The following is a 24,737-nucleotide window of genomic DNA, read 5'->3' on the forward strand; positions in this document are numbered from 1 at the left end:
GGAATTCTACCGAATAGCCCCGAGATTACCAGAGGTGTCGGTATTGACATATGTTAGCGCTATCATCTAGCGTGAACGTGCAAGGGAGGAGCTTGGGCGTGTATCAGTCATCGAGGGCGAACCGTGCCGTGCCGGCGCGTTGCGTGATCGTCATGGGCGTTTGCGGCGCCGGCAAGAGCCGGCTTGCCGGTGCGCTTGCCCGGCAGCTTGACGGATGCTGCATTGAGGGCGACGATTTCCACACCGCTGGCGCCAGGAGCCGCATGGCGGCAGGGCAGGCGCTGACCGACGCCGAGCGCGAACCCTGGCTGGATGCCATCGCCGCCGCCGCGCGTGCCGCCGCGCGACCGGGTCGCGATGTCGTGGTCGCCTGCTCGGCGCTGCGCAGATCCTATCGCGACCGGCTGAGGGCCGGACTGGGCTCGCCGGACTTCGCGGGCCTGGCCTTTGTCCATCTGACCGGCCCGCGCACGCTGATCGCGGCGCGACTTGCCGCGCGCGACGACCATTTCGTCGGCGAGAGCCTGCTGGACAGCCAGCTTGCCATTCTGGAGCCGCTCTCGCCCGACGAGGCCGGCTTCACACTCGAGATTTCCCCGCCACTCGACACGGTCGTCGACCGGGCGATGGAAATGCTTGCGGAGTTGGGTCCGCAGCGAACTGGCGCGGCGGAGGCCGAAAGTGCCCCGGGTCGCCATCACGGATCAACCTAGGGAGGAAAACGGATGTTCAAGTCACTTGGAACCATCGCGCTCGCCGCGCTTGCCGGGGCGGCCCTCGCCACCACGGCACTCGCGCAGGATTTCAGCTTCAAGTTCCAGTCGTCGGATCCGGCCGGCAACCCGAACTTCGTGTTGCAGCAGGGGTGGGCTGCGGGCGTGTCGGAGAAGACCGGCGGACGCGTCTCCATCGAGCTGTTGCCGGTGGAATCCATCGTCGCCCACAACGAGACCCAGGACGCCATTGCCGCCGGCATTCTCGACGGCCATGTCACCGATACCTCGTATTTCGCCGGCAAGGACCCGGCGTTCGGCCTGATCGCCAACCCGGTCGGCGCCTGGTCGGCACCGCAGGAAATGTTCGACTTCATGTCGAAGGGCGGCGGCAAGGAGCTGATGAACGAACTGCTCGAGCCCTACGGCCTGCATTTCATCGGCGCCACCACGCCGGGGCTGGAAGCCTTCGTGTCGAAGAAGAAGCTGGACGGTGTCGCCGACCTGCAGGGGCTGAAGCTGCGCGCGCCGGAAGGCCTTGTGCAGCAGGTCTTCGCGGCTGCCGGAGCCGCGCCGGTCAACCTGCCGGGATCGGAGGTCTTCACTTCGCTCGACAAGGGTGTCATCGACGCGGCCGACTACTCGGTCTTTTCCACGAACCATGCGCAGGGCATGCATGACGTGGCGCCGAACCCGGTCTATCCGGGCTTCCACTCCATGCCGCTGGTCGAGATCTCGATCAACAAGGGCAAGTGGGACGCGCTGCCCGACGACCTGAAGGCGGCACTCGAGGAGAGTGTCGCGGAGTTCGCCCAGACCCAGGTGGCCGCGCTGGCCGCCAACGACCTGAAGGCGGTCGAGGAGGCGAAGGCGAGCGGCAAGGTGACCGTGACCGACTGGCCGGCGGAAGAACGGGCCAAGTTCCGCACCATCGCCACCGGCGAATGGGCCAAGGTCGCAGAGCGCTCGGACAATGCCCGAAAGGTCTATGACACGCTGACCGGCTATCTCAAGGAAAACGGCCTGATGCAGTAAGCTTCTGCGTCCACAGGTCCGGGGCGCGGGACTTTCCGCGCCCTTTTTTTCCGGAGAGGCATTCATGACGAAACCGCAGGACGTGCCGGGCGAAGGTCCGGAAGAGGCCGGGGCGATCCCGGAAGCCGGAGCGATCGGGCGCATCATTGACCGGGTCGGCGTGGTCTTTGCCGCGGGCATCGTCGCCTCGATGGCGATACTCATCAACGAGGTTGTCCTGCGCTATCTCTTCAATGCGCCGACCATCTGGGCGCACGAAACGACGATCTTCCTGTGCGGGGTCGCCTTCATCTATGGCGGTCTCTACTGCACCGCCCGCGACCGTCATATCCGCGTCGTGCTGATCTATGACGCGCTGCCATTCAGTGCCCGCCGGGCGCTTGACGTGGTCATCTCCCTGATATGCATGGCGTCGAGCGCAATGTTTGCCTATGCGGCCTGGCTCATGGTGCAGCGCGCCGCCTTCCGGCCCGACGGGTCGTTTCGCCTGGAGCGTTCGGGGAGTGCCTGGGACCCGGTCTATCCCGGCCTTCTCAAGGTGTTCCTGCTTGCGGTGCTTGCGGTCATGGCCGTGCAGTTTCTCGTGCTAGCCGTCAACTATGCCAGGGGCGGTGTTGCAGGACGGGGGCGCCGCTGATGGAGATCTTCGGTTCGCTTCAGCCGCTCGGCATCGAGGGCGGCACCTTCCTGATGTTCGCCCTTCTGCTCGGTCTTCTGGTCACCGGGATTCCGCTTGCCTTCGTCACCCTGCTTGTCGCGCTGATCTTCGCGCTCGGCTGGTTCGGGCCGACTGTCGTGCCGCTGATCACCAGCCGCGTCTATTCGTTCGTGTCGTCCTTCGTCTTTGTCTCGGTGCCGATGTTCGTGCTGATGGCGGCGATCCTCGACCGCTCCGGCATCGCCCGCGACCTCTTCGACGCGATGCGCCTTGTCGGCGGGCGTCTGCGCGGCGGCGTCGCCATCCAGACCATCGTCGTCGCGGTGATCCTTGCCGCCATGAGCGGCATCATCGGCGGCGAGGTGGTGCTGCTCGGCCTTGTGGCGCTGCCGCAGATGTTGCGCCTTGGCTATGACAAGCATCTGGCCATCGGCGTCGTTTGCGCGGGCGGGGCGCTGGGCACCATGGTGCCGCCCTCGATCGTGCTGATCATCTACGGCCTGACGGCGAATGTCTCCGTCGGCGACCTGTTCACTGCCGCCTTCGTTCCGGGGCTGATGCTTGCCGGTTTCTACGTCGCCTATGTGCTGATCCGGGCAAAGCTCAACCCGGCGCTTGCGCCCGTGCCGGACGGGCCGGACGAGCCGCTTGCCGAGAAACTCCGGCTGCTCAAGGGGCTGATCCTTCCGCTTCTGGTGGTCGTTGGCGTGCTCGGTTCGATCTATGGCGGCATCGCCAGCGTGACGGAGGCCTCGGCCGTCGGCGTCTTTGGCGTGATCGTCTCGACGATCCTGCGCGGCGAGTTCACGCTCTCCCTGATGAAGGGCGCGGCGCTGCAGACGCTTCAGACGGTCGGCATGATCGTGTGGATCGGCATCGGCGCGAGCGCGCTGGTGGGTGTCTTCAACCTGATGGGCGGCATCCGCTTCGTCTCCACCCTGATCACCGGTATTTCCGACTATCCGATCGTCATCCTGCTGTTCATGATGCTGATCCTGTTTGTCCTCGGCATGTTTCTGGACTGGGTCGGCATTGCGCTTCTGACCATGCCGATCTTCGTGCCGATCATCGTCAAGCTTGGCTACGATCCGGTGTGGTTCGGCGTGCTGTTCTGCATGAACATGCAGGTGTCGTTCCTGTCGCCGCCGTTCGGTCCGGCGGCCTTCTACCTGAAGAGCGTGGCGCCGCCCGGAATCTCGCTGGCAACGATCTTCCGGTCGCTTCTGCCGTTCATCGCCATGCAGGTATTGGCCGTGGCGATCCTGATTGCCTTTCCGGGGATCACCGGGCGCTGATCACCGGGCGCTGGTCAATCGGCGCTGGTCTGGGGTCTTTCGACGCCGGTCAGCTCCGCAGATCCCAGCGTTCCCAGACGAAGGGATAGCGCCAGACAAGATCGTGGGTCGCCGAGAGCTTCGCGGCGATCCGCTCGTAGCGCTCCCGGCTGTTCTCGTCGATGAGGTGGAACTGGACGACAAGATGGCGGATCGCGGCGATCTGGCCCTCGGCGATCAGGTCCTCCAGCGCCGGATATTCGTCACCCTCGATGTTGAGTTTCATCAGGTCGACAGGGCCGCCGGCGGCGCGCACGACGTCGGAAGCGCGGCGCAAGGTCACCTCGACCGCCTCTCCGTCCTGCTTGCGCTGGGTGCTGCTGCCGTCATTGTCATAGACAAGACGGGCGGTGCCGTTGAAATCCGACAGACCGGCGCACTCCAGGGTGACGTTGGGAAGACGTTCCAGAAGCGGGGCCGCTTTTTCGCAGAATTCCGGAGCCGGTTCGAAAGCAAGCACCTTCGGGTCGCCCTTCCGCGAGATCCTGGCCGAGAAGTCGCCCTTGTAGAAGCCTGCATCCACCACCAGCGACGCCGGACCGAGTTCGAAATCGGTCAGGAGCCGGTCATCTCCCTTCGCCCGCTTCCAGCGCTTGATCGCGCGATAGTGAGGGTCGAGTGCGAAGCGGAGCAGATTGAAACCCATGGAAGCGGCTCTCTTGGCGGAACGGCAGCCGTCCCCTGGCCATGTTGCGGCCCGGATCCGTTCGCCCGCAGCCGCCCTGCCGCGCGCGAGGGCAAAGGGATTGCAGCTTGGCCGCCGGAAAGCAAGTCCCGAGGCGCCCGGTCTGCCGCAAGGAAGCGCCAGGCCGCGGGGGCGCCATGATGCCGGTCAGAACGTGTAACCGAAGCGGGCAATGTCGTCACGATGCCGGCTTGCCACCAGCTCGATGCCGGCATCGTCGTAATAGCTGCGATAGTCGGCATGGGTGGAGGAGTTGGCGCGCCGCTCGGGCACGGCGGGGGCAAGATCGAGGTTTTCCAGCAGGGTGCGGAGGTCCTCCTCCAGCCGCTCCTGCCGCAGCACCGTGTCGACGGCCATCCTGCCCTGATCGTCGGTGATGTAGTCGACAAGCTGTTTTCGGATATAGCGCGTCGGCGAGGTCGGCGCCTCGTCGTCCGCCAGCCAGGAAAGATAGTCCCTGAAATCGAAACTCTGAAACAGCTGCACCTCGGTCGACATGCCCGACTGGCCGCGACCCTTGTCCTCCTTGAGGTAGTGGAACCAGGACACGTGCCAGTCCCAGGGATTGCGGACGACGGTGAAGACAAGCATCGCGTCGAAGTCGATGTGGTGACGGTCGAACACCTGCTTGTATTGCCGCCAGGTCAGGTGACCGCGCGCATCACGCAGACGCCGGGACGGGCATTGCGTGATCCACGGCAGGAACGCCTGCTCGATGAAGGAGCCCCCGCATTTGGGAACGTGGAGGAACATCAGGTTCCGTTTGGCGGGGCGCCTCAATAGTCCCGGTTTACAGTTTGTCGGCACAAGCAAGGCGACATCCAATTTCTATCATCGTCATAAATACCATGGCGCTTCTTGGGGCGGGCATGATGTATTTGAAATGAATATGGCGCCAATATGATAGTTTCTTCCAGTAATATTGAAAATCAACGCATTACATTGAATTTTTTGAACTTTTACATGCACGCCCGTGCGTCTTCCGACTGCATGGACGTGATGTGCCGATTGCCATTCCGGCATGGGCAGGCGAATGACGGAATCTCCGGCTGTTCCAGTGGGGAACACTCGGGGGCTCAGAGCTGTTTGATCGCTGCCGGCACTTCCGGGGACCTGTTGAGAGTCCGCAGGCACGATATCGCGCAATGCCGGACACTAGATCGACAAGCTGCCGAACGTGCAGCAGATGCAGCCACTCGTGGCGATGGAACTGGTCGAGGATGTCGTGCCGTCGGGCTTCGGGGCAGCGGGCCTTCCGCCGGCGCCTCGTGCCCGTCTTGCCGCTGCCTGGAAACCTACGGCGCGGGCTCTGCCATGATCGCGGCGGGATGGTCTTCCTGTGCGATCCGTACCAGCGCGGCATGGGCGGCGGCAATCACCGGAGCGCTCGGGATGTCGATGTCGTCCTGCAAGGAGGCTGTCCAGTCATGGCGGGGAGAGGCTTTCGCGCTGTCCTGTGCCCGTCCCGACCAATGATTTTCCCAGCGAAGCGACCAGCTCATTTCACCCTCCCGAGGCGCGATAGGGCGCGCCTGCTCCGTCCTTGTAGCGGGCAATAGTGAGAGGGGTGTGACAGTCGGGCAAGGAGCAATAATCTATCGATAGAGCGCCTCGCGCATATATGTCGCGGCGCGGCGCGACGTGTCGAGACGCCGCGCCGCGTTGACCGCGTTCATCGCCGTCAGCAGTTGTTGGGACGCTGCGGGCCGAGATCGATCTGGCATTCGTTGGTGAGAGCGCCGATTGCGGCGCCGCCGGCAACACCTACCGCGGCGCCGAGAAGGACGGGTCCTCCGGCCAGCGCCAGCGCGCCTGCACCGGCCGCGCCGCCGATGGCGCCGCCCGTCACGCCGCGTTCGAAGCGGTTCGAACCGCAAGCGGCAACCAAGAGTGAAAGTGCGAGAATGCCGGCAAGGCCGGCCGGTCTCGGGATACGCATGTTACATTCCTTCCTGAGCACCCAGCCAGGATCAACATGCGCTGCCATCGTGAACGGCGGGTAAACGCCGGGCCGGCTTGCGTGTCCCGATGCGGCACGCGGGAAAGTGCCGTGCGCAGCGGGGCCGGGCCGGGAGTTTTCCTTGCCCCGGAGGCTCCCATCGACTAAGAAGCGGCCAGTTCCCCCTCATTCTTATCATGGAGCGGCAGGCACCTATGGCGCGCCAGTTCATCTATCACATGCACGGTCTGTCGAAGGCATACAACGGCAAGAAGGTCCTCGACGACATTCATCTGTCCTTCTATCCGGACGCCAAGATCGGCATTCTCGGTCCCAACGGCGCCGGCAAGTCGACCCTCCTGAAGATCATGGCCGGCCTCGACAAGGAATATTCCGGCGAGGCCTGGGCCGCCGAGGGCGCCAAGGTGGGGTACCTGCCGCAGGAGCCGCATCTCGATCCGACCAAGACCGTCCTGGAAAATGTCACCATCGGCGTTGCCCACAAGCAGGCGATCCTCGATCGCTACAACGAACTGATGATGAACTATTCCGACGAGACCGCGGACGAGGGCGCCAAGCTCCAGGACATCATCGACGCCGAGGACCTGTGGAACCTCGAGAGCAAGGTCGAGATGGCGATGGAAGCGCTGCGCTGCCCGCCGTCGGACAGCCCCGTCGACAACCTGTCGGGCGGCGAGCGTCGCCGCGTGGCGCTGTGCCAGTTGCTGCTTTCGGAGCCGGACCTCTTGCTCCTCGACGAGCCGACCAACCATCTCGATGCCGAGACCGTGCATTGGCTTGAACGCCACCTGCGCGAGTTCAAGGGCTCGGTCCTGATCATCACCCACGACCGCTACTTCCTTGACAACGTCACGGGCTGGATTCTCGAGCTCGACCGGGGCCGCGGCATTCCCTACGAGGGCAACTACTCCGCCTATCTGGAGAAGAAGACCAAGCGCATGGAGCAGGAGGGCCGCGAGGACATGGCCCGTTCGCGCGCCATCGCCCGCGAGCGCGAGTGGATGGGCATGTCCCCGAAGGGACGCCAGACCAAGTCCAAGGCGCGTATCCGGGCCTATGACGACCTGCTTGCCAAGCAGGAAGAGCGCATGCCGACGATCGAGCAGATCCTCATTCCGGTCGGCGAGCGTCTTGGCAACAACGTCATCGACCTGCAGAACGTGTCGAAGGGCTTTGGCGACCGGCTGCTCATCGACGACCTGACGTTCAAGCTGCCGCGCGGCGGCATCGTCGGCGTCATCGGGCCGAACGGCGCCGGCAAGACGACCCTGTTCAAGCTCCTGACGGGGCAGGAAACGCCCGACTCGGGCACGGTCGTCGTCGGCGACAGCGTGCATCTGGGCTATGTCGACCAGTCGCGCGACGCGCTCGATCCGAAAAAGACCGTGTGGGAGGAGATTTCCGACGGCCACGAGATCATCTATCTCGACGGCAAGGAGATCAACAGCCGGGCCTATTGCTCGTCCTTCAACTTCAAGGGCCCGGCCCAGCAGGCCAAGGTCGGCGATCTCTCCGGTGGCCAGCGCAACCGGGTGCATCTGGCCAAGGTCCTGAAGCAGGGCGCCAACGTGCTGCTGCTTGACGAGCCGACCAACGATCTCGACACCGAGACGCTGGCGGCTCTCGAGGACGCGCTCGAGAACTACGCCGGTTGCGCCGTCGTGATCAGCCACGATCGCATGTTCCTCGACCGTCTTGCCACGCACATGCTCGCCTTCGAGGGCGACAGCCATGTCGAGTGGTTCGAGGGCAACTTCGAGGACTACGAGAAGGACAAGGTGCGCCGTCTCGGCGCCCATGCGGCCGATCCGCGCCGTATCAAGTACAAGCCGCTGACGCGCTGATATCGTCCGGTTCTTGCGAAACAAGCGGCGGTGCCTTCGGGTGCCGCCGTTTTTGTTTGACGCTCAGGCACAGGCGAAGGTCGCGCGAGGGGGGCGAGCCGGTCGCTCTTTCCCCGGACAGGGACTCGTTGTAAGCCTCGGTTGCATGGCCGGCCGGGCCGCGAACCGGCCGCCAAAGAAACAGGAAGGCCAGGCGATGGCGACGGATCTGTTCGGACGCGAGCATATGGACGAACTTCAGATCGTGCCGGCGCGCAAGATCGCAGCCACCACGGTCAAGGTGCTCGCCACCCAGGATCCGGAGGATTTCCGGACCACCTGGACGGCGGCGCTGAAGCTCGGCTTCGAAGGCATCCCGGGCGGGCGTCATGCGGGCTATACGCGCCGTTCCGGCTCGCGCGAACCGTGGTATCCGCGCGGCACGGAGATGTGCAACGAGCGCCAGGTGTCCATCCTGTCGGTGGAGGAACTCGCCGAGGTCGCCGCCGACATGGGCCTGCCGCGCATCGAGGCCGAATGGATCGGCGGCAATGTCCTGACCGAGGGCTTGCCGCGCCTGTCACTGGTGCCGCCGCGCACACGGCTGGTCTTTGCCGGCGGCGCGGTGCTGCGGGTCGACGGCGACAATGTGCCTTGCCGCATCGCGGGTGCCTCGATCGGCGAGCATTTTCCCGACCGCGAGGGCATCGACCTCTTGTTCCCGAAGACGGCGCGCCGTCGCCGGGGCCTCGTCGCCTATGTCGAGCGGCCGGGCGTCATCCGTCCGGGCGAAGCGGTCACGGCCCATATCCCCGAGCACTGGCTTTATCGCTGAGGACGGAGGAGACAGGGTGCCTGTCTCCGCCCGCTTCTTCAGATCGTTGCCGCGCTTCTATTCCCGTCCCGACAAAAGGCTGTTGGCCGCCGACCACACGTTCGGGGAGATGTCGCAGCCGAGCCCGGAGAATTGCGAGAGGTCCTGGCCGACCTGATAGGGACCTTCCGCGATCGGGCATTTGCAAGTGGTCAGCCCTTCGTCATTGGTGGTGCAGGGAGCTGTCATGCAGCCTGCATAGCGTCCGGTCGATTGCGGGCAGTCGGTCGAGGCGAACGGGTGATTGAAGGAATAGACGAAGCTGAAGGTCGAGATCAGCTTCGTCTCCGGCTGGTCCGGATAAAGCGTCTGGGTGGTTCCTTTCTCGATGCTGCCCAGGTAATCGCAGACCGGGGCCGGCTTGCACGAGGGATCGTTGCCCAGCACTGCGCATTTTTGCTGGTTGACCATGTTCAGGCAGTTGCGCCCGAGTTCGCCGCATTGCTCGACCGTTTCCCGCCGCACCTGCGGGTTGAGGATGGAGTGGATCAGCACGTAATTGTATTCGGCCGGACCGATCGCCTTTTCGGTGATCGCATAACAGGCGCAATCGGCCGCTTTCGCATCGTTGCCGGACACCGTGCAGGGCAGGGCAGGCGAGGCGACGTTGCCATAGCGCGGCGTCGGCTGGTCGGGGCCGGAATAGTAGCAGAGCGCATAAGGATTGCCCTTGCAGGCGAGGAAGGCTGTCGGACTGGCGAAGTCATCGGCCCAGGGCGGGGGCAGATCCTGAGCTGCGGCCCCCGGCGCGGCGAGCGCAAGAACGAACAGCGCCGGCAGGATGGCCGGCATGCGGGCAAGGTATCGCAGCAACATGAGAAAACACCCCTGATTTTCGATGTGGCCGGAAGGCCGGAGATCGCTTCAGGGTACACTTTTTCGAACGCTATTCTAACAATATACTCGCATTGGTTGTTTTCGCGAGGGGTTCCCGTTCACTCCCCTCCGATTTCCTCTTCCTCCGCGCTCACCTGCCGCGTGGCGCCCCAGGAAAGCAGCGTCTCGTTGATCGCGTCGAGCGCGAAGAACCGCGCTGCATCCCGGTCGTAACCGTCGTTCAGAAGCGCGTCATAGTCGCTGTGGGCGTGGCGGACATGGGCGACGAGCGCCAGCCAAAGGGCGAGGGAGGGTGGCAGGTGGCGCAGATGCGGGGCCTTTGCATCTGCCAGCACCGGCTCGGCATCGGCGAAGGGGATGCGCGGCGCGAAAAGCCGCAGCGCCTTGCGGATGTCCTTCTGGCGCCGTGTGCCGCTCACGGCAGGCGGCCGGCAAGGGTGGCGAGCCCGGCGCGGCTTGTGACGCCGAGCTTGGCATAGACAACCTTGCGATGGGTGCGCAGGGTGTTGATGCTGATACCGAGGCGGGCGGCGACCTCCTCCTCGGCGCGGGCCGGCATGGCAAGTTCGGCGGCGACGGACGCCTCGCGGGCGGTCAGCCGGAAGGCGAGCCTCAGCTTTTCGCGAAGCGCGGTGATGCGGGTATCCGGCAACCCGGGGTCGAGCAAGGTCAGCACCAGCAGCAGGGCGGCCTGCGTTGCGGCTTGTTCGCCGTCCCCGCTGCGGCCCGGCACGCGCTGCAGTTCGGCATAGACGGGACAGGCGGGACCGCACCCGGCGGGAATGACAAAGGCGACAGGTTCCGGCGCGCTGCCGTGCAACTGGCGCCAGGCGACGGCGAAGGCCTGTTGGGCCTGCGGGTGGACGAATTCCAGTCGCTGGCCATCCGGTCCGGACGTCGTCGGCAACCCGCCCGAAACGCGCGTCAGCTTCCTGGCGATCGCGTTGGCGGCAAGGATTCGCGCCTGCTGTCCGATGATGAAGGCGGCGCGGCCCTGTCGCTCCAGCAAGGCAAGGAGGAGCGCCAGACCGGCGTCGGCGGCATCTTCCATGCGTACGGGCTCAAGCATCGATGCGGATCACGGCAGTGTCGTCCGGCTGCCGGCCGGTGCCGGCACCGGCCGCGATCGTCGGCGCTTCGGTCGCGGCGGTGATGCAGGCGCCGAGCGCCGCGAAGTCGTGCCCGCGCGGTGATGACTTGCGCCAGGCCAGGCCCACCGTGCGTTGCGGCTGGGGATCGGCAAAGCGCAGCAGCGCGACGCGGTCGTCGCGCACTTCGACGGAGGCGCAGAGTTCCGGCAGCAGCGTCACGCCATAGCCGGCGGCGACCATCTGCATCACCGTGGAGAGGCTGGTCGCTCCGAAACCGGCCCGGCCCGACGGGCGCAGGCCCTCGCAATAGTTGAGCGCCTGGTCGCGCAGGCAGTGACCTTCCTCGAGCAGCAGCAGTGCGGATCCTTCGACCGTGGCCGGGTCCACCCGAAGGCGCTCGTCAAGATCGTCCGTGGACTGAACGGCGAGCAGGAAACGGTCCTGGAAGAGCGGCAGCGTTTCCAGGTCCGCGCCGGCGATCGGCAGGGCGGCGAGGATCACGTCGAGGTCGCCCTGCACGAGTTCCTGTACCAGCGAATGTGTCAGCGTTTCGCGCACCTGCAATTCGACGCGCGGATGGGCCCGGTTCAGCGCCGGCAGGATGCGGGGCAGCAGATAGGGGGCGATGGAGGGTATGATGCCGAGGCTGAGAGGTCCGCTCAACACCTCGCCGGTGCTGCGGCCATAGTCGACAAGGTCCCGCGCCTCCGACAGGATGCTGCGTGCGCGGCGGGCGATCTCGCGTCCTTCCGCGGTCAGCCGCAACGCGTTCGGCCGCCTTTCGAGCAGGGCAACGCCGAGCGTCGCCTCGAGTTCCCGGATCTGCATGGAGAGCGCGGGCTGCGACACGGCGACCGCATTTGCGGCGCGGCCGAAATGCAGGTGGCGGGAGAGGGCCTCGAAATAGCGCAGCTGACGAAGGGTGATCATCGTCATTAGATAAACTTATCGGGCACAACTTTCAATGCGATTGGCCCTGATCGTCATCCTTGTGGCATGGTTCGCGCGTTGATTCCAACTGACCGTCGGCGAGATCGGCGCCGTGCGGAGTTTAGAGGGAGACTGATCATGAGTGGCAAGAAGCCCGTTTTGACGACGACGGCCGGCGCGCCGATTACGGACAACCAGAATTCGCTGTCGGCAGGCCCGCGCGGCCCGCTGCTGCTGGAAGACTACCAGTTGCTGGAAAAGCTGGCCCACCAGAACCGCGAACGCATTCCCGAGCGCGTGGTGCATGCCAAGGGCTGGGGCGCTTTCGGCACGCTGACGATCACCAACGACATCAGCAAGTATTCCCGGGCAAAGATCTTCTCGGAAGTGGGCAAGAAGACCGAGATGATCGCGCGCTTCTCGACGGTGGCCGGCGAGCAGGGCGCCGCCGATGCCGAGCGTGACGTGCGCGGCTTCGCGCTGAAGTTCTACACCGAGGAAGGCAACTGGGATCTCGTCGGCAACAACACCCCGGTGTTCTTCGTCCGCGACCCCTACAAGTTCCCGGACTTCATCCACACGCAGAAGCGCCATCCGAAGTCGAACCTGCGTTCGCCGACGGCCATGTGGGATTTCTGGTCGCTGTCGCCGGAGAGCCTGCATCAGGTCACCATCCTGATGTCGGATCGCGGCCTGCCGCCGAGCCCGCGCTTCATGAACGGCTATGGTTCGCACACCTACAGCTTCATCAACGCGGACAATGAGCGCTTCTGGGTGAAGTTCCACTTCAAGACCATGCAGGGCCACAAGTTCCTCACCAACGAGGAAGCCTCCCAGGTGGTCGGCGAGACCCGCGAGAGCTACCAGGAAGACCTGTTCGGCTCGATCGAGAACGGTGACTTCCCGAAGTGGCGCATGTGCGTCCAGATCATGCCCGAGGCTGACGCCGACAAGCATGACTACAACCCGTTCGACCTGACCAAGGTGTGGCCGCATGGCGACTACCCGCTGATCGAGGTCGGCATCATGGAGCTGAACCGCAACCCGGAGAACTATTTCGCCGAGATCGAGCAGGCGGCCTTCTCGCCCTCGAACAAGGTTCCGGGCATCGGCTTCTCGCCCGACAAGATGCTGCAGGCGCGCGTGTTCTCCTATGCGGATGCACATCGCTACCGCCTCGGCACTCATTATGAGGCGCTGCCGGTCAACCAGCCCCGTTGCCCCGTCCATCACTACCACAAGGACGGCAGCATGAATTTCATGGGTCAGCAGACCGGCAATGTGGACGCCTATTACGAGCCGAACACGATGAACGGCGCGGCCGAGGCGCCGGAATATCGCGAGCCGCCGCTCAAGATTTCCGGAGATGCCGACCGCTTCAACCATCGCGAAGGCAATGACGACTACGTCCAGGTGCGGGCGCTGTTCAACCTGTTCGACGAGGGACAGAAGGCGCGCCTGTTCTCCAACATCGCGGCTGCGATGGGCGGGGTGCCGCAGGCGATCATCGACCGTCAGCTGGCTCACTTCGACAAGGTCCATCAGGACTATGGTGACGGCGTGCGCGCCGCGCTGGCGGCCGCTGCCGGTGCCCGCGACGCGGCCGAGTAAGCCGCATCCCGCCGTTCTGGCGGAACGAGAAGACGACAGGGCGCAGCGGTTCCGGCCGCTGCGCCCTTTTTCCTGGACTGTGAGGGCAGGAAACGCGGCCGCCTCCCGGGAGACGCGGTCCGGTCAAAGGTCGTGACACCTCTGTGCCGGTTGCCGTTTCAACTCCCCTTAACGGCTCGGCATCATACTCGCACCCGACTTCGCGGCTGAAGCAGGGGAGGCGAGAGAGATGAGCGATGCGGCACGCAGGCCGGGCCTCGACCTGATGCGGGTGCTGGCCGTTGCCGCTGTCGCGTGGTTTCATTTCGGCTTTCGCATGCAGGTGACAGGCGAGGCGGGGCCCCTGGTCGCGGGCGATCCCGGCATCTTCGCCCGCTACGGCTATCTCGGCGTCTCCGTCTTCTTTGCCATCTCCGGGTACGTGATCTCGATCTCGAGCGAAGGGCGCGATCCGTTCGGCTTCGCGGTTGCCCGTGTCGCCCGGCTGTGGCCGACCTTCGTCCTTTGCATGAGCGTGACGGCGCTGGTGACGCTCGCTGTCCCGGGCTTTGCCTTCTCTGTCAGTCTTCCGCAGTATCTCGCCAACCTGACGATGGTGTCGCCGTTTCTCGGCCAACCCTTCATGGATGGCGCCTACTGGTCGATTGTTGCCGAGATCGTGTTCTATGTCTGGGTCGGTGTGCTGATGACGGCGCGGCTATGGTCCCGTTTCCAGGTTCCGATCGCGTTTGTCTGGCTGGCGGTCGCGGCCCTTGACCAGGCATTGATCGGCAGCGATGTGTTGCGCCGGCTGTTCCTGACGGACTTCGCCGGCTTCTTCGCCTTTGGCATGATGCTCCGTGCCCGCGAGCGCGGCGAGGCAGGCGCCACCGCCATGCTTGCCGCGGCCTATGTGCAGGCGATCGCCGGGGCGGCCGTCTTCGCCGACGGGCTGGTGCGCCTCTATGACGGGGAGCCGTTTTCGCAGCCATTGATCGCGGCTGTCGTCGCGGTTGCCCTGGTGGCGCTGGCGCTGGCGACACGGTCGGTGCGGACCGGCCGGCCGACGGGGCTGGTTGCGATTGCCGGACGGGCGACCTATCCCTTCTACCTGTTGCACCAGCATATCGGCTATGCGGCGTTCCTGCTGCTGGTGCCGCTTGTGGGCCTTGCGGGCACCGCGCTGGCCCTCATTGCGGGTGTCGCGCTGGTCGCGCTGGCGATCACGCTCTGTGTGGAAACGCCGGCGGCGCGAATGGTTCGCCGGCTCGGGGATGTCGCGAGGGCGCGCGCGTTGGCGCTGGTGCGTCGCCCCGCCTGAGATCGGGGCGGAACATGAAAAAGGGGCGCATCCGGAGATGCGCCCCTTTTCAAGTCGCCAGGATGTGGCGGGTTATTCGGCCGCTTCCATGCGGTGCGGATCGTAATTGAGGATAGGCGCGAGCCAGCGTTCGGCCATTGCCAGATCCCAGCCCTTGCGCCGCGCGTAGTCCTCGACCTGGTCGCGCTCGATCCGGCCGACGCCGAAGTAATGGCTGTCGGGATGGGCGAAGTAGAGCCCGGAGACCGAGGAGCCTGGCCACATGGCATAGCTTTCCGTCAGCTCGATGCCGGCGTTGGCGGTCGCGTCGAGCAGCTCGAACAGCGTGCCTTTTTCCGTATGGTCGGGCTGGGCCGGATAGCCGGGCGCCGGGCGGATGCCCTGATACTTCTCCCCGATCAGGTCCGTCACCGAGAGGGCCTCGCCGGGCGCGTAGCCCCAGAAGGATGTGCGAACCATCTGGTGCAGCTTCTCGGCGAAGGCTTCCGCCAGGCGGTCGGAGAGCGCCTGTGCCAGGATCTTGTTGTAGTCGTCGCCGGCCGCGACATAGTGGGCAATGATGTTGTCCTCGCCATGGCCGGAGGTGACGGCAAACCCGCCGACATAGTCGGCGATGCCGCTGTCCTCGGGCGCGACGAAGTCGGCCATCGCCACATTGGCCCGGGTTCCCTCGGCGCGGGCCATCTGCTGGCGCAGCGTGTGCAGAAGGGCACGCTCATCCGAGCGGCTTTCGTCGCCGAACAGCACGATGTCGTCACCGCGACTTGCCGCCGGCCAGAAGCCGATCACGCCCCTGGGCTGCAGCAGCTTGTCGCGCACGATCTCGTCCAGCATCTGGCGGGCATCGTCGAACAGCGCCTTGGCGGCCGGGCCGTAGCGGTTGTCGGTCAGAACGGCCGGGTAGCTGCCCTTGATCTCCCAGGTCGAGAAGAACGGGGTCCAGTCGATGACCTCCGCAAGGTCCTCCAGCGCGATATTGTCGATCACCTTCGTTCCCAGGAACGAGGGCGCCTTCGGCCGGTAGGTCTCGAAGGAGGGCCGGAAGCGGTTCTTGCGAGCCTCGGCGATGCTGGTGCGGCGCGCATTGCCGCGCGAACGGGCGTGACCTTCGGCGGCGCGGGCGTAGTCGGCCCGGATCTCGTCGATATAGGTATCGCGCTGGTTCTCTCCGAGCAGCTTGGAGACCACACCGACCGCGCGGCTCGCGTCGGTCACATAGACCGCCTGCGAGCGCTTGTAGTTCGGGTGGATCTTCACCGCCGTGTGGATCAGGCTTGTCGTCGCACCGCCGATCAGCAGCGGCAGGTCGAAGCCCTCACGCTCCATCTCGGCCGCCACGTGGCACATTTCGTCGAGCGACGGCGTGATCAGCCCGGACAGGCCGATGATGTCGACCTTTTCCTTCTTCGCGGTTTCAAGGATCTTGGCGGCCGGCACCATGACGCCGAGGTCGATGACGTCGAAATTGTTGCACTGGAGCACGACGCCGACAATGTTCTTGCCGATGTCATGGACGTCGCCCTTGACGGTGGCGAGGAGGATCTTGCCGGCACTCGGCATGTCCTCGATGCCCTGCTCGCGCTTCTCCGCTTCCATGTAGGGCATCAGATAGGCGACCGCCTGCTTCATCACGCGGGCGGACTTCACCACCTGCGGCAGGAACATCTTGCCGGCACCGAACAGGTCGCCGACGATGTTCATGCCGGCCATCAGCGGACCCTCGATGACATGCAGCGGACGCTCGGCCTTGGCGCGGGCCTCTTCCACATCCGTCTCGATATAGTCGGTGATGCCGCTGACCAGGGCGTGGGAGAGGCGCTCCTCGACCGGAAGGTCGCGCCATGCCAGATCCTTGACGGTCTGCTTGCCGCCCTGACCCTTGTAGCGTTCGGCCGCGTCCAGCAGCCGGTCGGTTGCATCCGAGCGGCGATTGAGGACGATGTCCTCCGAAAGGTCGCGAAGCTCCGTATCGACATCGTCATAGACGGCGAGCTGGCCGGCATTGACGATGCCCATGTCCATGCCAGCCTGGATGGCGTGGTAGAGGAACACCGAGTGCATAGCCTCGCGCACGGATTCGTTGCCGCGGAACGAGAAGGAGAGGTTCGACACGCCGCCGGAAACATGCGCGTGCGGCAGGTTCTCGCGGATCCAGCGGGTCGCCTCGATGAAGTCGACGCCGTAATTGTCGTGCTCGGAAATACCGGTCGCGATGGCGAAGATGTTGGGGTCGAAGATGATGTCCTCGGGCGGGAAGCCGACCTCGTTGACGAGGATGTCGTAGGAGCGCTGGCAGATCTCGGTCTTGCGCGCCTGGGTGTCGGCCTGGCCCTTCTCGTCGAAGGCCATGACGACGACGGCGGCGCCGTAGCGGCGCACCAGCCTTGCCTGCGCGACAAAGGCCTCGACGCCCTCCTTCATGGAGATGGAGTTGACCACGGCCTTGCCCTGGACGCATTTCAGGCCGGCCTCGATCACCTCCCACTTGGAGCTGTCGATCATCACCGGCACGCGAGCGATATCCGGCTCGGCGGCGATCAGGTTGAGGAAGGTGACCATCGCCTCCTTGGAGTCGAGCAGGCCCTCGTCCATGTTGACGTCGATGATCTGGGCGCCGCTTTCCACCTGCTGGCGGGCAACTTCCAGCGCGGTGGGGTAGTCGCCGGTCTTGATCAGCTTGCGGAAGCGGGCCGAGCCGGTGACGTTGGTACGCTCGCCGACATTGACGAAATTGATCTCCGGCGTCAGCACGAAGGGCTCGAGGCCGGACAGGCGCATGCGGCGCGGCGGCGCGGCGACTTCGCGCGGAGCGTGCGGCGCGACGGCCTCGGCAATCGCACGGATATGGTCGGGCGTGGTGCCGCAGCAGCCGCCGACAATGTTGACGAGCCCGCTTTGGGCAAATTCACCCACCAGCGCGGACATTGCCTCGGGGCTCTCGTCATACTCGCCGAACTCGTTCGGCAGGCCGGCATTGGGATAGGCGCAGACCAGCGTATCGGCGACGCGGGCGAGCTCCGCCACATGGGCGCGCATTTCCCTGGCGCCGAGCGCGCAGTTGAGGCCGATGGAGAACGGGCTTGAGTGCCGCACCGAGTACCAGAACGCCTCAGGCGTCTGGCCCGACAGCGTGCGACCGGACAGGTCCGTGATCGTGCCTGAGATCATGACCGGCAGCGAGACGCCCTTTTCCTCCAGCACCTCGTCGATGGCGAAGAGCGCGGCCTTGGCGTTCAGCGTGTCGAAGATGGTCTCGACGAGCAACAGGTCGGATCCGCCGTCGATCAGGCCGCGAACGGCCTCCGCGTAGGCCGTCTTCAACTCGTCGAAGCTGACGGCCCGGAAGCCCGGATTGTTGACGTCGGGCGAGATCGACAACGTTCGGTTGGTGGGGCCGAGCGCGCCGGCGACGAAGCGCGGACGGTCCGGCTCGCGCGCCGTGACGATGTCACAGGCCGCACGCGCAAGGCGCGCGCCTTCGAGGTTGAGCTCATACGCGATTTCTTCCATCGCATAGTCGGCCTGGGCGATGGTGGTCGAGGAGAACGTGTTGGTCTCGACGATATCGGCGCCGGCCTCGAGATAGGCCACGTGGATGTCGCGGATCGCGGGACCTTGCGTCAGGTTGAGAAGGTCGTTGTTGCCCTTCACGTCCTGGTGCCAGTCCTTGAACCGGTCGCCGCGATAGCCGGCCTCGTCAAGGCGCAGGTCCTGGATCATCGTGCCCATGGCCCCGTCGAGGACGAGAATGCGCTTTGCTGCCGCGGCCTTGAGTGTCGCCGCAGCGTTGGTCTTGCTGGTCATGATGCCTCTCAGGCCGCCTGCTGTTCCAGGGGAGCCGGGCGCAGGCCCAGCATGTGGCAAATCGCGAAAGTCAGGTCGGCGCGATTCATTGTGTAGAAATGGAAGTCGGTGATGCCGCGGTCGACCAGGTCGAGCACCTGCTCGCAGGCCACCGCCGAGGCGACGAGCTTGCGGGTCTCCGCGTCCTGGTCGAGGCCGGCGAAGCGTCTGGCCAGCCAGTGGGGGATCGAGGTGCCGCACTTGGCGGAGAAGACCATCGTCGTCTCGAAATTGACGATCGGCAGGATGCCGGGAACAACCGGAATGGTGATGCCCGCGGCACGCACCTTTTCCAGGAAGGTTTCGAACAGGTTGTTGTCGAAGAAATACTGGGTGATCGCCCGGGTCGCGCCGGCGTCGACCTTGCGCTTCAGGTTGTCGATCTCGGAGGCCCAGTCCGGGCTCTCCGGGTGGCGCTCCGGATAGGCGGAGACGGAGACCTCGAAATCCTCGGAGACGCGGCGGATGCCGGCCACCAGGTCCGACCCGTAGGCATATCCCTGGGGATGCGGGTTGTAGATCGCGCCAAGGCCCTCCAGCGGGTCGCCACGCAGCGCCACGATATGACGAACGCCAAGCTCGTGATAGTCGCGCACGACGGCGTCGACCTCGTCGCGCGATGCGCCGACGCAGGTCAGGTGGGCGGCCGGGGCAAGGCCGGTTTCCTTGATCAGCCGCTCGACGGTGCGATGGGTGCGCTCGCGGGTGGAGCCGCCGGCGCCATAGGTGACGGAGACGAAGGACGGTGACAGCGGCTCAAGCCGCTGGACGGCTGCCCACAGCGAGGCTTCCATCTTTTCGCTCTTCGGCGGGAAAAACTCGAAGGAGACGGAAACCCCCGCACCTTCGTCCAGCTCGAAGCGGCGGAATTTGTCGATGGAAGACATGTCAGGCGACCTCCTGGGTCAGGTTCAAATCGGGTAGATCGGAAACGATGCGTGGATCGCGTGCGAGCCAGATCGTCACGGTGAGCCGGTCGGCCTCGCCGGCATCGGCGTTGAGATCGCGGACCTCGACCACCTCGAGCCCGGCCTCGTGCAACCAGCGATCCATCTGCTCGTGCGAAAAGCCGAGGCGACGATGGGCGTGGGCGTCACGCAGGAACTCAAGCTCGTGAGGAGCGAAGTCCACGATCAGCAGGCGTCCTCCGGGACGCAGCACCCGGGCCGCTTCCTCAATGGCACGGCCGGGGTCGTCAAGAAAATGCAGCACCTGGTGCAAGGTGATGAGGTCGTGGCTTTCGGCAGGCACGTTGAGCGCATAGATGTCGCCCTGGCGGACCTGAACGTTCCTCAGTCCCTGGCGTGCAAGGTTGGCGCGGGCCACAGTCAGCATGTCGTGGCTGGCATCGAGCCCGACCGCCTGCTCGTACTGTCCGGCAAAGAGAGAGATCAGGCTGCCGGTACCGGTGCCCAGATCGAGAAGCGAGCGGAACGGACGCTCACCGACCAGTTCGCGAATGGTGGCCTCGACGGCTGCCTCGGGCACGTGCAGCGAGCGCTCCTGGTCCCAGGTCTGGGCGCGGGACGCGAAAAAGGCCGCGGCGGCCTCCGCCTTGGCGCGGCGCGTGGCCGCCAGGCGGACCCGGTCGCCGGCCAGCACCGCGTCGCCCGGATCGAGACGCGACAGGAGCAGACGGGCAAGGTCGCCCATGGCGCCGTCGCCAAGCCGATAGAACACCCAGGCACCTTCGGGAAAACGCTGGACGAGGCCGGCTTCGGTGAGAAGCTTCAGGTGACGGGAGATGCGCGGCTGGCTCTGTCCGAGAATGACGGTCGCGTCCTTGACCGTCAGTTCCCCGTCGGCCAGCAATGCCAGCAGACGCAGGCGCGTGTCCTCGCCGACGGTGCGCAGGCCGGCAAGAAGCTGTTCGGCGCTCAGGAGCGGCTCCCTTGTCATTGCTGTCCTCGCTGCCCGGGTTCCGGGATCGGTTTCTCAGGAAGATATAAAGATATCTTTATGCCTCTATTCCAAAAAAATCAAGGGTTGATCGGCCGGTGAACGGGGGCATCAAGGACACGCCCGTCGCGGACCGAGGGAAGGGGGGGCGAAATGACGGAATGTGCCGTCCCTGAAAGGAGCGGCCCTGCAACCACCGTGTTGGCAAGGACCGAGTTGGCAAGGACCGGGTTGGCAAGAACGGACCCGGTCGCGGTCAAGGGCTCGTGTGGTCCGTTCGGGTGTGCCGGCTTGGCCCGATGACCGGCTTGGTGCAAAGACCGGCTTGACGCGATGGCGGGCGCCGCCCGGACATTCCGTTCGACGTGACGCGCGGCGGGCCGCCACGTTTGAGCGGCTTCGCCGTCGACGAGCAAGGCACGGGGCTTGGGCCGAACCGGCTACCGCCCGTCGGTGGCATCCGTTGCGGCGGGTGTCGGGCCTTTCTGCGGATCCAGTGCCGGCAAAACGGCACCGGCGATTGCCTTTTTCTCTTCTTCCGAGAACTGGCGTGTATCGCCGGGTTCCTGGGCGACGCGCACGGTGACTTCGCGGTGGGCGAAATGAATGCCGGCGGCTTCGCACAGGTCCCGGATGCCGGAATAGACCACCTTGCGAAGTTCGAACTGGTCACCCGGCCGGGTCATGAACTTGACCCGGACGATCATGGCGGAGTCCTCAAGCGCGGTGACGCCCTGCGACTTTACCGGCTGCAGGAACTTCGGGCCGTAGTCGGGATGCTCAAGCAGTTCCTGACCGAACTTCTTGATCAGCTTGCGCATTTTCTCCACATCCGTGTCGTAGGTGACGCGGAAGGCGAGCTTCATGACGGCCCAGTCGCGCGAGAAATTCTTGACGTACTTGATGTCGCCAAAGGGCACGGTGTTGAGCGGGCCGTTGTGATGGCGTAACTGCATCGAGCGGATGGAAATTTTCTCGACCGTGCCTTTCACACTGCCGATGTCTATGTATTCGCCCTTGCGGAATGCGTCGTCGATCAGGAAAAAGGCGCCGGAAAAAATATCCCGGATCAGCGTCTGTGCGCCGAAGCCGACCGCCAGGCCGACCACGCCGGCACCGGCGAAGATCGGCGCGATGTTCACGCCAAGTTGCGACAGCGCCACCATGGCGGCGATGACGACAATCGAGATCAGCAGGAAGTTGCGGAAGATCGGCAGCAGGGTGGCGAGCCTGCTTTCGCCGACACCTCCCACTTCCGCGTCCTCGCTCGGACCCGCGTGTCCGCCTTCGAGCCGGATCTGGTGATCGATGGCAATCTCGACCGCCCGATAGGCCAGGTAGCCGAGGAAGACGACAATGCCGATCTCGAAGAGGTTTCCGACGACCGAGCTGTCGTCGGAAACGTGCACGCCCCAGCGCAGGATCAGATAGCCCAGGGCGACCACGAGCGCCAGGATCGCCGCACCATGATCGAGAAGGTCGCGATAGGGCGAGCGCCGGCTTTCCGCTTCCATCGCCTCGGCCGCCGCCTGGGCCCGGTTGGCGGCCGTATCGGGCATTTCTCCAGCCGTCTGGTCGGCGCGGTCGATGTCCTGCAACCACTGCTCGCGGTTGGTGTCGCTGTCGAGACGAGGTAGCAGCAGCCTGTCGATGATCAGCATCAGCAGGCCGTAGGACGTGGCCCAGATCAAGGCAGAGACGAGGGGGGCGCCGACAAGGCCCAGTGCCGCCGGCCTGTCGAGCATGACGCGGCCGCCAGAGACCACGAAGGCGGAGAAAAAATAGAGTGTAAGCAGCGGCAGCCATGTGAGGGCCGCAAACCGGCGCAGGACGCCGGCCGGCACGTTGCCGTCGCCGTCGCCAAGAATCAGCCGGGTGAGCGCGGCACGGTAGAGAACGGCGACGGTGGTGAGTGCAAGACAGGACAGGCCGACCGTGACGACCACCATCAGCTTGTGGGCGTTGTCGTCGAGGCCCATCGCGTTCATCCACTCGCACAGCGCGATCATCGTTGCGGTGAGAATGCCGACGGCCATGATCCAGCGGTAGAGGCCGATTGCTTCCAGGTTCGAGAACGCAAGCATGCGGTGGGAGGGAGCACGGGGAGCGAGCACCGCCCGCAGGACAATGCGCAGCCCGAGAACAAGCGCGGCGGCTTCCAGTCCGATGAAGACGGAGACCCGGGCGGCCGCATGACCGGAGACGAGAACCAGCGTCACCGCCCCGGCAGCGGCAGCAAAGGCCAGTGTCGCCAGCGACATGAACAGGGCGGTGGAGAGCAGGTAGGCGACTTTCGACGATCGGTCGCGTGGTGTTCCGTCATAGAGATGGCGAAAGCGGGCGAGCGCCCAGTTCTCGCAAAGCCGCAGCGCGGCAAGCCCGGCGAGGATCGCGACGGCAAGCACCGGCACGACGGTCCACAACCAGTCGAGCGTGCCGTCCTTCGAGCGGGCGATCAGCGTGTCCCGGGCAAGGACGGGAAACTCGGGAAGGGCGGCAAGCGCACGGCCGATGGCATCGCGCAATTCAAGCGCCACGCGGACATGCATGCGGTCGCCGGCCATCTCCTCCATGGTGCCGGGGCCCGTTTGCGCGGCCGCGGCGAAGGCGCTGGCCGCGAGCAAGAGAACTGGCGCGCAGACACGTTGGAAGGCGCGGGCAATCACCGCCCGCAGGCCGCGGCGGTGCTCGCTCGTACACCTATTTCCAGATTCGCTCGACATCAGCCCGCTCCCCGTTTCGCCTTCCGGTCGTCCGGGGAATACGAGCCCAGCCGCAACGCCAACGCAAGCCGGAAGGCGTGACCTTCATGACCTTTACGCCGGATTTCGTCCTCAGCAGGCGACCCGGCTGTGCCACTGGTTCACCAGCAGCTGTGCCGATTGCGGGTTGATGCCCTTGAAGCGGGCGATGATCCGGGCACGGTCCGGCTCGCGCAGGCGATAGCGCCAGGGGCCGACCTTGAGCAGTTTTTCAACTGTCGAGACATCCAGGTCCGCTGCCTTGGCAACAATCAGGAACGGATCGGTGTCGGTGCGCACCATCCAGTGCTTGGCTTCCTCGATACCGATGTCGCCGATCATCGCGAAGGTTGCGACAGCTTCCGCGAAGCGGTCTTCCTCCGCGAAATGAACCAGCGTCTCCTCGTCGATGCCGGGTCCCCTGGCGAGGGCCATCACGCGGCCCATTGCCGTTTCGAAGTCGTAGCGCCTCAGCCAGAAATCGTTGGAGAGCTTCTGGGCTGCCACGCGCGCCGCCTGGGGCACTTCGCCACCAGCGCCGGTGCTTGTCTCCAGAAGACGCATGCGGACCCGCTCGCTGGCAAGGGACGCGAGTGTCGAGACTGCCTGCTCGTCGAGATCGGAACGGTTTGCAAGGGCCATCTGCAAGTCCTCGTCGAGGCCGGATGCCTGGACGAGGGCAAGCACCCCCTTGCTTGACAGGCTCGCGCCACCGTTGCGCGCGACCGTTTGGTGGACGATGGAGCCGCCGGTCTCGACAAGGACGTCGGTGACCATGTCGGAGAGAATCTCGCGCGCGGCGATCGCCACGCGATGATCCTCGCTCCGCTTCATCGAGATATCGACAAGGTCCGCGTCGCGCAGGACAGTCGAGCTTTCCAGAACGGGTTTGGCGACCTCGATCTCGTCATTCGCGAGGCGGCGAATCGTTGCCTCCGGAGCGCGACGCAAGGACGCCAGGCGGCCGGCGATGAACGCGCGGGCCTGCATCTCGACCATGTCAGAGAGTCGCACGAGGACGGAATCATAGACCTCGATCTGTTCTTCGGAGCATTTTTCCGAGGTCAGCGAGAACAGGGTCGCCACGTTGCGCGCCAGCTCGTTGCGGCGCGACATGTCGTTCTCGTTGGCCAGCGCCTCGAAGTTGACGAGCTCCGTAGTAGACATGTTTGACATTGCTATTTCCCTGCTCGATTGGCGTCCTCGGTCTGAGGTATCACGAGTCGAATAAACAAAATTTCAGGGCGAAATCTAATTAATTAGTTTTATTTTCAAATACTTGAGGCAAAATTTGAGATGATTTTGATTAAAATGCCGGAAGCCGGGAAATTGCCCGGGCCGCACGCGCGGTTGGCGCCCGGACGGCCGCCGCCGCTGGCTGTTGACGCCTGATCCGGGACGCG

At 64.9% G+C, this 24,737-nt stretch carries 21 protein-coding genes; 8 read left to right on the forward strand and 13 right to left on the reverse strand.

Annotated elements, in window-relative coordinates; all coding sequences use genetic code 11:
• The first annotated feature begins 98 nt into the window (after positions 1–98).
• From ACN0T5_RS08175 to ACN0T5_RS08190, 4 genes are all read left to right on the forward strand, one after another.
• Positions 99–713 (forward strand): gluconokinase, encoded by a 615-nt coding sequence (locus ACN0T5_RS08175; RefSeq protein ID WP_417768128.1) that lies wholly within the window; start codon positions 99–101, stop codon positions 711–713.
• A 12-nt stretch (positions 714–725) separates the two neighbouring features.
• Positions 726–1,748, forward strand: coding sequence for a TRAP transporter substrate-binding protein (locus tag ACN0T5_RS08180; RefSeq protein WP_417768129.1), 1,023 nt, complete (start codon positions 726–728; stop codon positions 1,746–1,748).
• A gap of 64 nt (positions 1,749–1,812) precedes the next feature.
• Positions 1,813–2,385 carry a TRAP transporter small permease subunit gene (locus ACN0T5_RS08185; protein WP_417768130.1) on the forward strand — a complete coding sequence of 191 codons (573 nt, stop codon included), beginning with the start codon at positions 1,813–1,815 and terminating at the stop codon, positions 2,383–2,385.
• Positions 2,385–3,701, forward strand: a complete 1,317-nt coding sequence (locus ACN0T5_RS08190; protein WP_417768131.1) for a TRAP transporter large permease — start codon at positions 2,385–2,387, stop codon at positions 3,699–3,701. The genes ACN0T5_RS08185 and ACN0T5_RS08190 overlap by 1 nt, the downstream gene beginning before the upstream one ends.
• A 49-nt stretch (positions 3,702–3,750) precedes the next feature.
• On the opposite strand, the gene ACN0T5_RS08195 is transcribed toward ACN0T5_RS08190, so the two are convergent.
• The 4 genes from ACN0T5_RS08195 to ACN0T5_RS08210 form a co-directional block, all read right to left on the reverse strand.
• Positions 3,751–4,386 (reverse strand): FkbM family methyltransferase, encoded by a 636-nt coding sequence (locus ACN0T5_RS08195; protein WP_417768132.1) that lies wholly within the window; start codon positions 4,384–4,386, stop codon positions 3,751–3,753.
• A 186-nt stretch (positions 4,387–4,572) separates the two neighbouring features.
• Positions 4,573–5,178, reverse strand: a complete 606-nt coding sequence (locus ACN0T5_RS08200) for a sulfotransferase family 2 domain-containing protein (RefSeq protein WP_417768133.1) — start codon at positions 5,176–5,178, stop codon at positions 4,573–4,575.
• A 542-nt stretch (positions 5,179–5,720) separates the two neighbouring features.
• Positions 5,721–5,927 carry a hypothetical protein gene (locus ACN0T5_RS08205; RefSeq protein WP_417768134.1) on the reverse strand — a complete coding sequence of 69 codons (207 nt, stop codon included), beginning with the start codon at positions 5,925–5,927 and terminating at the stop codon, positions 5,721–5,723.
• Between the two features lie 179 nt (positions 5,928–6,106).
• Entirely contained in the window at positions 6,107–6,364 is a 258-nt protein-coding gene (locus ACN0T5_RS08210; RefSeq protein WP_306030423.1) for a hypothetical protein, read from the reverse strand.
• 215 nt (positions 6,365–6,579) lie between these two features.
• On the opposite strand from ACN0T5_RS08210, the gene ettA reads away from it, so the two are divergent.
• Positions 6,580–8,229 carry an energy-dependent translational throttle protein EttA gene (gene ettA, locus ACN0T5_RS08215; RefSeq protein WP_417768135.1) on the forward strand — a complete coding sequence of 550 codons (1,650 nt, stop codon included), beginning with the start codon at positions 6,580–6,582 and terminating at the stop codon, positions 8,227–8,229.
• 196 nt (positions 8,230–8,425) lie between these two features.
• Complete coding sequence (locus ACN0T5_RS08220; protein WP_417768136.1) at positions 8,426–9,043, forward strand: MOSC domain-containing protein; 618 nt, start codon at positions 8,426–8,428, stop codon at positions 9,041–9,043.
• Positions 9,044–9,100: 57 nt separating this feature from the next.
• Here ACN0T5_RS08220 and ACN0T5_RS08225 read toward each other — a convergent pair whose 3' ends face one another.
• The 4 genes from ACN0T5_RS08225 to ACN0T5_RS08240 form a co-directional block, all read right to left on the reverse strand.
• Positions 9,101–9,898, reverse strand: coding sequence for a hypothetical protein (locus ACN0T5_RS08225; RefSeq protein WP_417768137.1), 798 nt, complete (start codon positions 9,896–9,898; stop codon positions 9,101–9,103).
• 119 nt (positions 9,899–10,017) lie between these two features.
• Positions 10,018–10,338 carry a DUF2293 domain-containing protein gene (locus ACN0T5_RS08230; protein WP_417768138.1) on the reverse strand — a complete coding sequence of 107 codons (321 nt, stop codon included), beginning with the start codon at positions 10,336–10,338 and terminating at the stop codon, positions 10,018–10,020.
• Positions 10,335–10,988: a helix-turn-helix transcriptional regulator gene (locus ACN0T5_RS08235; RefSeq protein WP_417768139.1), complete on the reverse strand. Its 654-nt coding sequence runs from the start codon at positions 10,986–10,988 to the stop codon at positions 10,335–10,337. The genes ACN0T5_RS08230 and ACN0T5_RS08235 overlap by 4 nt, the downstream gene beginning before the upstream one ends.
• On the reverse strand, positions 10,981–11,946 hold the full coding sequence (locus ACN0T5_RS08240) for a hydrogen peroxide-inducible genes activator (protein ID WP_417768140.1): 966 nt from the start codon (positions 11,944–11,946) through the stop codon (positions 10,981–10,983). The genes ACN0T5_RS08235 and ACN0T5_RS08240 overlap by 8 nt, the downstream gene beginning before the upstream one ends.
• Before the next feature lie 132 nt (positions 11,947–12,078).
• Between ACN0T5_RS08240 and ACN0T5_RS08245 the strand changes: the two genes are divergently transcribed.
• Complete coding sequence (locus tag ACN0T5_RS08245) at positions 12,079–13,551, forward strand: catalase (RefSeq protein WP_417768141.1); 1,473 nt, start codon at positions 12,079–12,081, stop codon at positions 13,549–13,551.
• 229 nt (positions 13,552–13,780) lie between these two features.
• Complete coding sequence (locus ACN0T5_RS08250; protein WP_417768142.1) at positions 13,781–14,851, forward strand: acyltransferase family protein; 1,071 nt, start codon at positions 13,781–13,783, stop codon at positions 14,849–14,851.
• A 72-nt stretch (positions 14,852–14,923) separates the two neighbouring features.
• Here ACN0T5_RS08250 and metH read toward each other — a convergent pair whose 3' ends face one another.
• From metH to ACN0T5_RS08275, 5 genes are all read right to left on the reverse strand, one after another.
• Positions 14,924–18,655, reverse strand: a complete 3,732-nt coding sequence (gene metH, locus ACN0T5_RS08255; protein ID WP_417768143.1) for a methionine synthase — start codon at positions 18,653–18,655, stop codon at positions 14,924–14,926.
• Between the two features lie 8 nt (positions 18,656–18,663).
• The gene (gene metF / locus ACN0T5_RS08260) at positions 18,664–19,581 is read right to left on the reverse strand and encodes a methylenetetrahydrofolate reductase [NAD(P)H] (protein WP_417768144.1); all 918 of its coding nucleotides are present in this window, start codon (positions 19,579–19,581) and stop codon (positions 18,664–18,666) included.
• A 1-nt stretch (position 19,582) separates the two neighbouring features.
• The gene (locus tag ACN0T5_RS08265) at positions 19,583–20,593 is read right to left on the reverse strand and encodes an ArsR/SmtB family transcription factor (RefSeq protein WP_417768145.1); all 1,011 of its coding nucleotides are present in this window, start codon (positions 20,591–20,593) and stop codon (positions 19,583–19,585) included.
• Between the two features lie 440 nt (positions 20,594–21,033).
• On the reverse strand, positions 21,034–23,316 hold the full coding sequence (locus tag ACN0T5_RS08270; RefSeq protein ID WP_417768146.1) for a mechanosensitive ion channel domain-containing protein: 2,283 nt from the start codon (positions 23,314–23,316) through the stop codon (positions 21,034–21,036).
• Positions 23,317–23,427: 111 nt separating this feature from the next.
• Complete coding sequence (locus ACN0T5_RS08275; RefSeq protein WP_417768147.1) at positions 23,428–24,510, reverse strand: DUF2336 domain-containing protein; 1,083 nt, start codon at positions 24,508–24,510, stop codon at positions 23,428–23,430.
• Positions 24,511–24,737: the final 227 nt, after the last annotated feature.

The sequence above is a fragment of the Stappia sp. genome, from assembly GCF_048261845.1.
GTDB lineage: Bacteria > Pseudomonadota > Alphaproteobacteria > Rhizobiales > Stappiaceae > Stappia.